14 protein-coding genes and 1 pseudogene are annotated in these 12,651 nt (G+C 67.3%); 6 read left to right on the forward strand and 9 right to left on the reverse strand.

Features of this window, described 5'->3' with window-relative positions:
- The first annotated feature begins 260 nt into the window (after positions 1 to 260).
- The 4 genes from ACFXJL_RS34530 to ACFXJL_RS34545 all read left to right on the forward strand — a co-directional run bounded on the left by ACFXJL_RS34530 (position 261) and on the right by ACFXJL_RS34545 (position 4,367).
- Positions 261 to 536, forward strand: coding sequence for a DUF3040 domain-containing protein (locus tag ACFXJL_RS34530; RefSeq protein ID WP_358880394.1), 276 nt, complete (start codon positions 261 to 263; stop codon positions 534 to 536).
- A gap of 166 nt (positions 537 to 702) precedes the next feature.
- The gene (locus ACFXJL_RS34535) at positions 703 to 1,179 is read left to right on the forward strand and encodes a MarR family transcriptional regulator (RefSeq protein WP_358880393.1); all 477 of its coding nucleotides are present in this window, start codon (positions 703 to 705) and stop codon (positions 1,177 to 1,179) included.
- A gap of 143 nt (positions 1,180 to 1,322) precedes the next feature.
- Positions 1,323 to 1,970, forward strand: a complete 648-nt coding sequence (locus ACFXJL_RS34540) for an isochorismatase family protein (protein ID WP_329026730.1) — start codon at positions 1,323 to 1,325, stop codon at positions 1,968 to 1,970.
- A 771-nt stretch (positions 1,971 to 2,741) separates the two neighbouring features.
- Positions 2,742 to 4,367, forward strand: coding sequence for a flavin-containing monooxygenase (locus tag ACFXJL_RS34545; protein WP_384699407.1), 1,626 nt, complete (start codon positions 2,742 to 2,744; stop codon positions 4,365 to 4,367).
- A gap of 192 nt (positions 4,368 to 4,559) precedes the next feature.
- Here ACFXJL_RS34545 and ACFXJL_RS34550 read toward each other — a convergent pair whose 3' ends face one another.
- The 5 genes and pseudogenes from ACFXJL_RS34550 to ACFXJL_RS34570 form a co-directional block, all read right to left on the reverse strand.
- On the reverse strand, positions 4,560 to 5,354 hold the full coding sequence (locus ACFXJL_RS34550) for an MFS transporter (protein ID WP_384699410.1): 795 nt from the start codon (positions 5,352 to 5,354) through the stop codon (positions 4,560 to 4,562).
- 76 nt (positions 5,355 to 5,430) lie between these two features.
- Positions 5,431 to 5,901 (reverse strand): annotated as a pseudogene (locus ACFXJL_RS34555) (MFS transporter); the annotation flags it as partial.
- A 112-nt stretch (positions 5,902 to 6,013) separates the two neighbouring features.
- Positions 6,014 to 6,382, reverse strand: coding sequence for a DUF6233 domain-containing protein (locus ACFXJL_RS34560; protein WP_384699413.1), 369 nt, complete (start codon positions 6,380 to 6,382; stop codon positions 6,014 to 6,016).
- Between the two features lie 11 nt (positions 6,383 to 6,393).
- Positions 6,394 to 6,528 (reverse strand): hypothetical protein, encoded by a 135-nt coding sequence (locus ACFXJL_RS34565; RefSeq protein ID WP_384699416.1) that lies wholly within the window; start codon positions 6,526 to 6,528, stop codon positions 6,394 to 6,396.
- A gap of 165 nt (positions 6,529 to 6,693) precedes the next feature.
- Positions 6,694 to 7,248, reverse strand: a complete 555-nt coding sequence (locus tag ACFXJL_RS34570) for a DUF6506 family protein (protein WP_384699418.1) — start codon at positions 7,246 to 7,248, stop codon at positions 6,694 to 6,696.
- 270 nt (positions 7,249 to 7,518) lie between these two features.
- Between ACFXJL_RS34570 and ACFXJL_RS34575 the strand changes: the two genes are divergently transcribed.
- Positions 7,519 to 7,770: a DUF4190 domain-containing protein gene (locus ACFXJL_RS34575; protein WP_358882496.1), complete on the forward strand. Its 252-nt coding sequence runs from the start codon at positions 7,519 to 7,521 to the stop codon at positions 7,768 to 7,770.
- A 355-nt stretch (positions 7,771 to 8,125) separates the two neighbouring features.
- Here ACFXJL_RS34575 and ACFXJL_RS34580 read toward each other — a convergent pair whose 3' ends face one another.
- The 4 genes from ACFXJL_RS34580 to ACFXJL_RS34595 form a co-directional block, all read right to left on the reverse strand.
- Entirely contained in the window at positions 8,126 to 8,710 is a 585-nt protein-coding gene (locus tag ACFXJL_RS34580; RefSeq protein WP_384641123.1) for an NADPH-dependent FMN reductase, read from the reverse strand.
- Between the two features lie 70 nt (positions 8,711 to 8,780).
- Complete coding sequence (locus tag ACFXJL_RS34585) at positions 8,781 to 9,407, reverse strand: YceI family protein (RefSeq protein WP_384699423.1); 627 nt, start codon at positions 9,405 to 9,407, stop codon at positions 8,781 to 8,783.
- Positions 9,404 to 10,309 (reverse strand): LLM class flavin-dependent oxidoreductase, encoded by a 906-nt coding sequence (locus ACFXJL_RS34590; protein ID WP_384699426.1) that lies wholly within the window; start codon positions 10,307 to 10,309, stop codon positions 9,404 to 9,406. The genes ACFXJL_RS34585 and ACFXJL_RS34590 overlap by 4 nt, the downstream gene beginning before the upstream one ends.
- Positions 10,310 to 10,383: 74 nt before the next feature.
- Positions 10,384 to 10,881, reverse strand: a complete 498-nt coding sequence (locus tag ACFXJL_RS34595; RefSeq protein ID WP_358882492.1) for a MarR family transcriptional regulator — start codon at positions 10,879 to 10,881, stop codon at positions 10,384 to 10,386.
- A gap of 576 nt (positions 10,882 to 11,457) precedes the next feature.
- On the opposite strand from ACFXJL_RS34595, the gene ACFXJL_RS34600 reads away from it, so the two are divergent.
- Positions 11,458 to 12,633 carry an NAD(P)-dependent alcohol dehydrogenase gene (locus ACFXJL_RS34600; protein ID WP_384699429.1) on the forward strand — a complete coding sequence of 392 codons (1,176 nt, stop codon included), beginning with the start codon at positions 11,458 to 11,460 and terminating at the stop codon, positions 12,631 to 12,633.
- Positions 12,634 to 12,651: the final 18 nt, after the last annotated feature.

Below are 12,651 nucleotides of genomic sequence, written 5' to 3' on the forward strand. Positions count from 1 at the left end.
CCACCACCTGGTAACGACCGCCGCCGACCGCTGTGAGCGACTCACGGTCCTCGTGGGCGCGGGCGGGGGCGCGCCGGCCCCCCCCCCCCGGACGCGCGAGAGCGGCTGGGTTCGTGCCCGGCACTGGCGCGTCCACGGGAGCTGAGCGACATTGGAGGGGGTGTCCGCTGATGGATGCCCATGGACCCGAGGGTGTCGCAACCCTGTGCCAAGGGACGCCATGAAGTGGGAGGTTTCCCTCACGCTTCTGGGAGGTCACCATGTCGGCCAGACCGTTGACGGACCGCGAACAGCAAGCCTGGGCAGAGCTGGAGAGCGCCTTGCGGCGCGACCGGCGGTTTGAACGCCGGGTCGCCGCCAGTCCGGCGCGCCCTCGCTGGCGAAGAGCGCTGCTGCCACTGATGGCGGTGCTGTCGATGATCTTGCTGGTCGCGGGGGTGATCAGCTCCCAGCCGGCGGTGATAGGCGCTTTCGGAGTGGCGTGGACCGCCACCGTGCTAGGTGTGTTCAGGTGGCTCTTCCGTGCCTTCTCGTAACGGTGCGTGGCGGGCTCCACACCTCAGGATCCGGACGGCTCGGGGTCTTTGAACGGAGCAGCGCCAGGGATGCGCCGGAGTGGTTGGGTTCGGGCTGCGCGGGGTGCGTGGTTTGCGTACACGATCTGCGAAAATGTTGTGTACGCATGCAACGAGGAGGCGGCCCATGTCCCAGTCAAACCCTGCCACGGCGTCCCGGTCCTTCAGGGTCGGAGTGTGGCGATCCTTCATGGAGATCCACCACGCGGTGCTCCGTGAGATCGAACGCGAGCTGGCGGATCGGCACCGACTCTCGGTGAGCGAGTTCGACGCCCTGGTGAACATCCCGCTGGACGGTGCACGGCTCAAGGACCTCAAGGAGCGGATCGTGCTGACGCAGAGCGCCGTGAGTCGGCTCTGCGATCGGCTGGCGCAGCGGGGGCTGGTGGCCCGTACGCCGATCGAGGAGGACGGGCGTGGCGCGCTGATCGAGCTCACCGAGGAGGGACGGGCGCTGTTGCGGGCGGCCGTACTGACCAATGCCGAGGTGGTCGAGAGGTCCTTCGCGAGTCGGCTCTCCTCGGACCAGCTGGCGTCCCTTCGAGGCACCCTCGATGCGCTCCAGACGGTGGACGGCGTTCGGGAGTGCGACACCGTCGTGTGACCCAGATCACCACCAAGAGGTGGATGGTCGCGGAAATACCTACGGAAGGCTGCTGGTTAAGATGAATGCGCAAGCAACAAAAAGCTTGTGGTTGGCACCTGAACCGCGGCTCCCGGGCCGCTTCACCCCAAGGAATCAGCGACATGAGCAGCAACAGCTACCTGACCAACCGGTTGACCCCCGAGAACACGGGCATCCTCCTGGTCGACCACCAGGCCGGTCTGATCCTCGGCGTGCAGGACCACGACCAGAACGAAGTCCGGCGCAACGCCCAGGCCCTGGCCCGTACCGCCAAGGTCTTCGGTCTTCCGATCGTGGCCACCACGTCGGCGCCCCAGGGGCCCAATGGGCCGCTCCTTCCCGAGTTGGTCGCCGAACTGCCCGAGGGGGCACCGATCATCCACCGCTCGGGCGAGGTCGACGCCTTCGACGACCCGAACTTCGATGACGCGGTCCGCGCCATGAACCGCCCCAACCTCGTCATCGCGGGTGTCATCACCGACGTTTGCTTGATGTTCGCCTCCCTCTCCGCGCTCGGCCGTGGCTATGAAGTCCACTCCGTCACGGATGCGTCGGGCACCACCAACAAGCTCGCTCGCGAGACCTCCCTGCTGCGTCTCCAGAACGCCGGTGCCACGCTCAACAGCACCGTGGGTGTCATCTCCGAACTGCTGCGCGACTGGAAGAACCCCGGTGGTCCCGGCACGGCTGACATCTTCAGCAGCCTGGCCATGCCCTTCTACGGAGCTGTCATGGCCAGCCACTCGTCTGCGAGCGGCAACCAGGGCTGACGCTCCCCGCACGCCCGGCGCCTCTGCCAAGGGATGGAACGGAGGCACCGGGCAGGTGGCATCACCCTTCGGGTTCAGAAGGGGCCACCCGATGGGTGGTGCCACTCCCTTTCGTCGTCCCCCGGAGCCTCAGGCTCCGGGGGACGACGCATGACCTGGACATGAGACCGGGGGCCCACGCTCGGACCCGTCGGGTCGAATGGTCGTCGGAGGGGAGTCGATGCGTGGGTTCGACCGTCCATGGTGAGCGACTCGCCGCATTCAATTGATAGGGGCGGTCCCGGACGACGGCTGATAACACTCCCCGGCAGGGCCGTTGGTTGCTGAGCACGTACATCGGCCTGCGGGTGTTCTGGATGGGAAATCACTCCGGATGGGAAAACGCTGCCACTTCCGGGCGAACAAGGCGCTGTCAAAAAATCCCTCGGGAGCGTGGGTTCGATGATGGCCGACCCATGAGCGGAGTCACATCGATCACGCCAACTCCCTGTGATTCTTCGCCCACCTGACCACAATCGGTGGCGGCGAGACGCAAAGGGGCGCACCATCATCGCCGAGTGGATCGTCCCCGGAAATCGCCGGAGCTTAGAGGGAGGAATGACGCTTCCTTTTGATAGTTGTGCGAAAGGGGGCGAACAAGGGGAAGGCAGGCGGCTGATCCACTGTCGCCAACACCGCGACGCTCGTACGGCGGTGAGACCGGCGGCCCGCACCAGATCGGCGCGCCGGCCCGTATGGCCTGGGCGAGGACCCCCCCCACGGGAGAATTCCATGAACAGTGTTCCGTCCCCTTCTCCATCGGTCGATGTCGTTGTGGTCGGTGCCGGCCTCTCCGGCCTCTATCAGCTCCATCGGCTACGGGAAAAGGGTCTGCGGGTCCGTGTGCTCGAAGCCGGCGAGGACATCGGCGGTACGTGGTACTGGAATCGCTACCCAGGTGCCCGCTGCGACATCGAAAGCCTCTCCTACTCGTTTTCCTTCTCTCCCGAGCTCGATCAGGAGTGGGTGTGGAGCGAGAAGTACGCGACCCAACCCGAGATCCTTCGCTATATCCACCATGTGGCCGACAGATTCGACCTGCGCAAGGACATCACCGTGCGGACCCGGGTATCAGGCGCCGAATATGATGAGAACAGATGTAGTTGGCTTATTTCCACAGATACGGGCGAGCGGATCACCGCACAGTTCGTGGTGATGGCATCGGGTTGTTCCTCGGTGGCCAAGAAGGTCGACATCGCCGGCGTGGACACCTTCGCGGGGGAGATCCACCACACGGCCCGCTGGCCGCAGGAAGAGGTCGACTTCACGGGCAAGCGGGTCGCCGTGATCGGCACCGGATCATCCGGCGTACAGATCATCCCCGTCATAGCCGAGCGAGCCGCCGAGCTCACCGTCTTCCAGCGCACCCCGGCCTATGCGCTGCCGGCCCTCAACCGTCCACTGCCGCTCGACGAACTGGCCGAGCACAAGGCGGGCTATCCACAGTTCCGGGCAGCCCAGCGCCTCTCCAAGGGCGGCTCGGTCTGTGACATGCCGACGCAGTCCGCCCTGGACGTGAGCGAGGAGGAACGCGCGGCCACCTACGAGGCGGCCTGGAACACCGGGCTACTCAGCGCAATGATGCGCTCCTACACGGACATCCTGGTCAACGAAGCGGCCAATGAGACCGTCGCCGAGTTCGTACGGTCCAAGATCCGGTCGACCGTCGTCGACCCCGAGACCGCCGAGGCCCTCTCCCCGCGCACATTCCCCTTCGGCACCAAACGCCCCTGCCTCGACACCGACTACTACGCCACCTACAACAAGGCCCATGTGACTCTGGTCGACCTCCGTAGGACTCCGATGGTGGAGATCACCCCGAAGGGAGTGCGGACCACCGACCAGGAACACATCGTCGATGTGATCGTCTTCGCCACCGGGTTCGACGCCATCACCGGTTCACTGACCGCCATCGACATCGTCGGCAAGGACGGCCTGCCCCTGAAGCAGAAGTGGGCGGACGGCCCGCAGAGCTATTTGGGTCTGGTCTCGGCGGGCTTTCCCAATCTGTTCACCATCACCGGGCCGCTGAGTCCGTCGGTTCTCACCAACATGATGGTGTCGATCGAGCAACACGTGGAGTGGATCACCGACTGCATCACCCATCTGCGGCACCACGACATCGCCGAGATCGATGCGACCCCCGAAGCCGAGCGGAACTGGGGCGCCCACGTTGCCGAACTTGCGGGCCAGACGCTCTACCCGGCTGCCGCCTCCTGGTACACGGGGGCCAACGTGCCCGGCAAGCCGAGGGTCTTTCTGGCCTACGTCGGAGGGCTGGACCGCTACCGCAAGGAGTGCACGGCCGTAGCCCAGGACGGGTACCGGGGGTTCCTCCTGTCCGGCGGTCCTTCCTGACCTTCCCCACCTTCCAGCCACTCCCGTCCGCCGATCTCCCGTCCCACAGCGCCGACGGGGGCCGGCGGGCGTGGTTTCGTCGCCATGGTGTCCGCGCCGCTGCCGGTGCATCATCACAGCGGGCCGCCTACCAGGAGCCAGAAGCCAGAAGCCAGAAGCCAGAAGCCAGGAGCCGGAAGCCGGAGCCCGGCCTCAGCCCGCTGCCTCCTGGCTCGACGGACGGTCCTCCGGGGTTGCCCGGGGGCCTTCTTCGCTCGTCGGAGCGGGAGTCTTGGAAGTCAAGGTGCGCACCTGGCGCGAGAGGAGCGCGGCGCAGGTCGCCACGACCACCAACAGCGCACACCCGGCCAGGGCTTCGCTGCTTCCCACGGCCTCTGCGACGGGCCCGGCGACCAGGAGTCCGAGCGGAGCGAAGGCCAACGAGCCGAACCACTCGTACGAACTGACCCGGGAGAGCGCTTCCTCGGGGATCTCACGCTGGATGGTGGTCACCCACAGCACGGCGAACACATCCGCGGCCACACCGGCTGCGAACATGGCCAGGGCGATCACCCACAGGGGTGCCTGCCAGGCGAGCAGGGCGATCGGGGCCGCTGCCGGGAAGGTGGCCAGCACCGCCACGAACACCGGTCGGGCAACCCGAACCCGACTGGCCAGTCCGGCACCCGCGATGGTCCCGAACGCCTGTGCCGCCACGATCAGCGACCAGGCCCGGGCGCCACCGAGGTCCGACTCCGCGGCCAGCGGCCCGAGGACTCCGAGGAACGCGTTCAGCGCGGCCACCACCAGTGAGTACTGGGCGACCACTACCCATAGCCATGTCCGGGAGGAGAACTCGCGCCAACCTTCCTTGAGGTCCGCCCAACCGGAGGAGACCTTGGGTGGCCGACCTGCGATGCGCAGCCGGGCGGTGAGGACCGCGCTGACCCCGAAGGAGAGTGCGTTCAACGCCAGCGCCCAGCCGGCCCCGACCACGGCGACCGTCACACCGGAGAGGGTCCAGTCCCAACAGGAGGGCGATGTTCGTACTCATGCGGAGCAGTCCGTTGGCCTGCTGGAGCCGTTCGGTCGGCACCACGAGCGGCACCACCCCGTCCATCGCCGGGGAGAACAATGCTGTCGCGGTCCCCGCCGCCACGGCCAGGAGGCACAGGGCAAGCAAGGGTGCGTGGTCGGTCAGGATCAGGAGAGCCAGCACCCCGTAGGACGTCATGCCCAGGAGGTCGGCGAGGACCATCACTCGCGACCGGGACATGCGATCGGCGATGACTCCGCCGAGCAGGATGAACACCAACTGGGGCAGTGCCTGGCAGGCCAGGACCAAGGAGAGTTCGCCCGGTGTGGCGCCGGGCAGGGCGAGCACGGCGAAGGCGAGCGCCACCCGGGCGAAGCCGTTCCCCAGGACCGAGATGCCACGTGCCGAGGCGAGCAGGGCGAACTGTGGGTTGCGCCAGAGCGGGGAACTATCCGAGGAGGGCGTCACGCCCACGCACCCTAGGACTCCACGGCGGGGCGCAGGATCGCAACCAGCCATATTGAAAACCGCTGGTGCGAGGGGTTGGGCATTGAGGTATGAGCTGTTGTCCCCTGTGTTCCCAGTGCTGCCAGTTGTCCGTGGTTCGTGCCTCGGGGGAGTGCCCGAGTGATCATTCGAGCTGTCCGAGTGCCCTGTCCGCCCGGCATCCCGGGCAGGCCATGGCGCCGTCGGCCAATGCGCTGCGGGCCTGGGCCCGCGTGAGCGGTTGGCTGTTTTCGATGGGTATCCAGCAATCGCCGGTGTGGATGGTGACCGGCCCGGCGATGCTCTGCTCCAGGACCCATCGTGACGGGGCATTCGATGGGGTCGGACGCCGGGACCGGGGCGGGACGGTCCCGTCCGGACGGCTCCGCGCAAGACGGTGTTCGGCCCGACCGATCCAGCGCTCGGTCTGCTCCAGCTGCTGGATCTGGACCCGCCGCAGGAACCGCAGCATCTCCAGCTCACCCCGCAGTCGTGCCCGTTCGGAATCGCTCATGGTGAAGCGGGTCAGGCGGCGGCGAGGAAGGTACGGCTGGCCCCGCTGTTCGCGGGAACACCGGGCGCGGGGCGGGTGACGGCGGCAGCCTGGAGCGGTCGCCGGTGGGCATCGGGCAGGTCGCGCGGGAACGGGGAGAGAGCCATGAACCGAAATGGTACACCTGTTCGATTTTGCCGATTAGCGATGGCGAGCGACCATCGGCCCCATCAGAAACCCAACGCTCCCGATGTGATCGGATCGCCCCGGGGCCGTCCGATCACACCGCGCGGCGGCACCGCTGATCGTGTGGCTCCAGTCCCGGAGCGGTTCTAGGAGTGGGCGGCGACTCCCACTGGAATCCGTCCGTCCACTGCGCTGATCACTGCCGCCACATCGGATGCCCCGAATCCTCCGTACAGCTCGATCAACTGAACGCGGTCGGCGAAATCGGCCGCCACCGCCGCCCCCCGATCCGGATGCGGGACCGCGACGAAGACCGAACGCGAGTCGCCCTCGTGGTGGACGAAGTGCTCCTTCTCCGGTCCGGCCCCCTCCTGCACGAAGATGAAGAGCGCCGTCAGCGCGGCACCGGCATTTGCCTGCTCCTTGTAATGGGCCACACTGGTCAGCGATTCGAAGCCGAAGAGCACCGTGTTCACGTGGGCCCTGTCCCGGACCGCAGCCTCGACCGCTGCGGTCCAGATGTATCCGGTCGCGCCGCACAGATCGATGCTGTCGACCCCTCGATCGACCAGCTCGACCGCGTGTGCCACTGCCGCTTCCACGGAGGAGGCGGCCACGACATGGGTCCCGGACTCCTCGGTACCGATGCGCACGGCCCGGTCACCATCGGCCAGATGGATGATCGCTCGGTCGCCGGCCATGACTGCCTCCTTCGTCGGTGCGCATCAGTCGCGCTTCCTCCCACGTAACGCCGCGATGGTGCACCGCTATTTCCGCGAGATCCCCAACTGTGCTCATGGCATTGGGCATTGACGGTGGGGCGAGTGGATGGAAGTGCCGGCCCCCGGGACAAGCTGGGACAAGGGAAGGCCGGGTGGAATTCGCGCCTTCGATGACTGAGGAGGGTCAGCGCGGGAACACGCGTGCACAGACAGGTACGAACCCCGACCCCATGTCCTACGGGAGAAGCCATGCACAGCTTCAGCGGTACCTCCGCTCCTCGCAGCCGTTCCTACGCACAAGGGCTGGCGATCGTCAGCCTGGTGTGCGGAGTCCTCGCCCTCTTCCTCTTCAGCCTGATCCTCGGCCCCCTCGCCATACTGGCCGGATACCTGGCGCTGCGCGAGGCGCCGCGATCCAGTGTGGGCATCGCGAAGGCGGGGATCGTGCTGGGCATCGTCGCCCTGGCGGTGTACGCGTTCCTGATGGCCGCGATGGCATGATCGCCGTTCGCCGCCGACAGAGCCAGGTGGCGCGGGCGCCGCAGTGAACGACACCGGCGTCCGCCGACCATCGAGCGTCGCTGCTCCAAGTCCCCGTTCTTCCTCGGCATTCGTCGAGTCCGCCGCGTTCATCTCGTTCTTCTTGCACCGCGCCCGTACAGCGCCAGGGTCACGCCGACCGTCCCTGGCACGGTCCCGTACGAAACCGCGAGGCGCTCCCGCGACGCCCCAACGGGCTGCTGATCGGTCCTTCGGGGCGATGCCCGAAGCCCCTTCGTGACAGACGACAACCGGTCCACCCGAGGGGCGGGGGACCGGTTGTCATCCTGAGCCATCAGCCATCAGCCATCAGCCATCAGGCGACAGTGGACGTCTCCTGCGCGGCGGTGCGCAGCGGCTTGAGCGCCGTGCTCCAGGCAATCACCTGGTCCAGCATCGGACCCACCGCGTCGGCCTGCACCGCCTGCGGTGTGAAGGTGGTGAAGTTCTCGAAGTCGGTGAAGAGGGACAGCATCACCTGGTTGCGTACGGTCGCCACCTGCACCTCGGCCATGATGCCGCGAAGGTGCTCGATGGCCCGTGCACCGCCCGCGCTGCCGTAGCCGACGAACCCGGCGGCCTTGTTGTTCCACTCGCCGTACAGGAAGTCGATGGCGTTCTTGAGCGCACCCGAGGTGGAGTGGTTGTACTCGGGGGTGACGAAGACGAATCCGTCGTACGAGTCCACCAGAGTCGACCACTGGCGGGTGTGGTCGTTGGCGTACTGCCCGAACGACGGCGGGGCGACCTCGTCCAGCAGGGGCAGTTGGATGTCACGGAGATCGACGATGTCGAACTGGGCGTCATCCCGCTGGCTGGCGATGCCGTGGACCCATTGGGCGACGGTGTCGCCCACGCGCCCCGGGCGGGTGCTGCCGACGACGATAGCGATCTTGGTCATATCAGTTCCTTGTTCCTGTTGCGGGGTGTCCGGTCGGATGCGGTGGCACCCGTCGGGTTCGGGGGCGCCGTCAGATGGCGAGCGGGCGTCCGAGGATCTGTTCGCTGAAGGGGCGTGTCTCGTTGTCGACCGCACTGATCTCCAGATGGACGTCCACCTCGTTACCCACGAAGATGGCGGCACCGGGGAGCGGCGGCAGGGCTGACACTCCGAAGTCGCGCCGATCTATCCGGGCGTGGCCGCTGAATGCGATGCGACGGCCTCCGGTGAAGGGGTAGACGTCCTCACCGAGGAACTCGCCGTTCAGTGTCACCGGCCGGGTCGTTCCCACGACGGTCAGCTCACCGTCCATCACCCAGCCGTCGCCGTTCGGTCGTACTCCACGACCGTGGAACTCCATGCGTGGATGCCGCCGGGAGTCGAAGAACTCGGCGGAACGCAGATGACGGTCACGGGCCGGAACACCCGTGTCGACGGTCGAGGTCGCCATGCACACCTCCGCCGTCGACTCCTCGACGGGGTCCGTGATCCGCAGCACTCCTTCCACGTCCGTGAACCGACCGCGCACCCGGACGAATCCGAGGTGCCGGGCGACGAAGCCGACGGTGGAGTGCAAGGGGTCGATGTGCCAGGTGCCCATCGGTAGAGCGGGCAGCTGCCGGTCGACCGTGCGGACATCGGCGGGGGAGGTGGTCACGGGCGTCCTTCCGGCTTCGGGGTACGGACATGAGGGGCGATGTGTTCGACGAAGCGGGCGGACTGGTCCTCGCTGTCCGCATTGACGGGCCAGAAGAGGAAGGAGTCGAAACCGAGTTCACCGCGATAGCGCAACAGGGTGTCGACCCAGAACTGCGGTGGTCCCACCAGCCCCTGGCCTTCCGAGGGCGAGGTGCCGGGATCGGTGATGGTGCCCATGACGTTGTAGATCCGCTGAACGTCGCCAGGGGCGCGCCCCGCCGCCGTGGCGGCTTCGTCGATGATCTGCTGCATGGCTGCCACCCGCTCGGGCGGGGCGTAGGTGTTCGTCGGCAACCAGCCGTCCCCCAGCCGGCCGGTGATCCGCAGCATGCGCGGTCCGTAGGCGCCCACCATGAGGGGAACGGGTTCTGCGGGGAACGGTCCCGGTCGGGCTCCCTGGAGCCGGTGGTACACCCCGTCGAATCGGACGGACCGCTGCTTCGGGTCGCTCATGGCCCGCATCACCAACATCGCCTCCTCGAAGGCGCTGACGGCCTCGCCGGGGGAGTACTGGGGAGCGCCGTAGGCCGCGCTGGCGGGTGGCGCGGCTCCGGCACCCACCCCCAGCGCCACACGCCCCTCGGTGAGGGTGCTCAGGGTGGCGGCGGCCTTGATCAGTGGTGCCGGTGGCCGCAGCACGGTGCTGGCGACGTTGGGCATCAGGGTGAGACGCCGGGTGGTGGCGGCCAGTGTGGTGACCAGGGTCCAGGCGTCCAGGAACTCCGGGTGGTACAGGTGGTCCTGCACACCGGCGAAGTCCAGCCCGCCCTCATCGGCCAGCCGGGCGAGCCTGCGCGCTGATGCCGCACCTGCCGCAGCGGGGTCGATGTTGAGGCCGACGGAACCGGTGGGGATCGCCATGGTCTGTACTCCTGCTCCTTGTGTGTCGCGATGCGCGGTACGTTGTGATGCGGGGCGGATCGATCGCGGGACGGTCAACCGGCCGGTTGGCGCGGACCCTGTGCGGGCAGTTGCACACCACGCCCGGTCAGCTGTTCCCTGAGCACCTCACTGATGAGCCGCAACTGCTGCAACTGTTCTTCGGTGAGGTGGTCCAGCAAGCGCGACTGCGCACACTCGGCGTGCCAAGGAGCGGCCTCCTCCATGGCATCGTGCCCCGCCCCCGTGAGCCGGGCCAGATGGACCCGACCATCTGCCGCACTGCTGAGCCGCTCGATCCAACCCCGCTGTTCGAGACGGTCGGCCAGGTGGGAGAGCCTGCTCGTCGACACCCCGGTGCGCCGGGCCAACTCGGTCATCCGCAGCTGTTGGTCGGGCGAATCGGAGAGCCAGGCCAGGATCTCGTAGTGGATCTGCGACATTCCGCTCTCCCGCCGCAGCCCCTGCCCCAACTGCTCCGACAGCAGGCGCGCGGCCGTCAGGAAGGCCCGCATGGTCTGTTGGGCGTCGGGAGCGATCTGGGTGGTGGCCATGGTGTCCTCCTGGAGCTGTCGTCGGCGGTGCGGGCGGGTGGTGGCTCCGGTCAGCTCAGGCGTGGTGCGGGGTGGACGATCTCCGCTTCGACCGGGCTCGGCCGGGCGAATGTCCCCGCGGCAAGCGGGCCCTCGGCGATCCCCCCGGGATGCGTGCCCGGAGGTTCGGAGAGACGCTGATCTGGTGGCTGGGGTCGAATCCCGGGGAGAGGAGCTGTTGCGGGCCACGCAACGATCTCAGCACTGCCTCGGAGGACGACTCCCCTGTTCAGAGTGGGGTACCACCTCAATATAGTTTGTCTTTCAACGAAATATAGCACTCATAGCGCCGGGGTGTGCCGAGCTATTCCCGCCTGCCGCCGGGTGGCCTCCAGGGCTCCTTGACCCTTGAATCGAAGCGTGCCTATGCTTCGTTGCGCAACGAACTAAATTGCTTCAAGGTGCTCCCTCGGGGGTGCCGCGGTAACTGTTCGTCCGCGTTCCGTTCCAGGCCGCAGAGGCGGCAGATGGATCACCGTCCCCGCCAGCGGCACCCGCCCTGTCCCCGGGGAGCACATCCGGTTGGGAGAATTGATCATGGCGGTAGCAGGGGAATCCCTCTCCCCACAGGCGTCCGACGGCTCAGGCCGCACTTCCCTCGCGGTGAAAGCCGCAGTCGTGCAGTACAAGGGCGCGCCGTTCGTCTTCGAAGACCTGGAGCTCGACGTTCGGCTGCGCCCCGACGAGGTGCTGGTCAAGGTGGTGGCGGCCGGGGTCTGCCAGACCGACGTCCATGTGCGCGACCAGGCGCTGCCCGTACCGCTGCCGGCCGTCCTCGGTCATGAAGGCGCGGGCATCGTCGAACGGGTCGGTGACGCCGTGACCACGGTGGCACCTGGCGACCATGTGGTCATGTCCTACCAGTCGTGTGGTCACTGCCGACCGTGCCTGAGCGGCAACCCCGCGTACTGCGCGGTCTCCTTCCCCGCCAACTTCGGCGGCTCCCGCCTCGACGGAACCAATGCACTGCACCGGAGCGAGAGCGCCGGCGGCGAGGAGATCCACGGCCACTTCTTCGGACAGTCCTCCTTCGCCACCCACTCCCTGGCCACTGAACGCAACGTCGTCAAGGTGGACCCCGATGTGCCGATGGAGTTGCTGGCCCCGCTCGGCTGCGGTCTACAGACCGGAGCCGGTGCGATCCTCAACTCGCTGAAGGTCCCCGCGGGTGCATCGGTCGTGGTGATGGGCACGGGCACGGTCGGGCTCGCCGCGGTGATGGCGGCGAAGGTCGCGGGAGCGTCCCCGATCATCGCGGTCGACATCGTCGCCGAACGCCTTGAGCTCGCTGCGGAACTCGGCGCCACCCACACGGTGAATGTGAAGGAGGAGGATGTCGCCGCGCGCATCGCGGAGATCACCGATGGCGGTGCGGACTATGTTCTGGAGATCACCGCCCGGCCGGAGATGCTCACCCTCGCGGTGGATGCGCTCGCACCCCTCGGCACTGCCGCACTCATCGGAGGTGCGCCCGCCGGTGCCCGGGCCGAGGTGGACATGAACGCGCTCCTCGGTGGTCGCAAGGTCCGGGGGGTCGCCCAGGGCGACTCCATTCCCCAACTGTTCGTCCCCCAGCTCATCGACCTCTACAAGGCGGGCCGCTTCCCCTTCGATCGGCTGGTCACCCCATACGCGTTCGATCAGATCAATGAGGCTGTTGCGGATACGCGGGCGGGGGCTGTGATCAAGCCTGTTCTGCGCGTGGGTGCGTAGCGGTCTGGGCGGGTCCAT

This window comes from Streptomyces sp. NPDC059256 (assembly GCF_042753785.1).
Classification (GTDB): domain Bacteria; phylum Actinomycetota; class Actinomycetes; order Streptomycetales; family Streptomycetaceae; genus Streptomyces.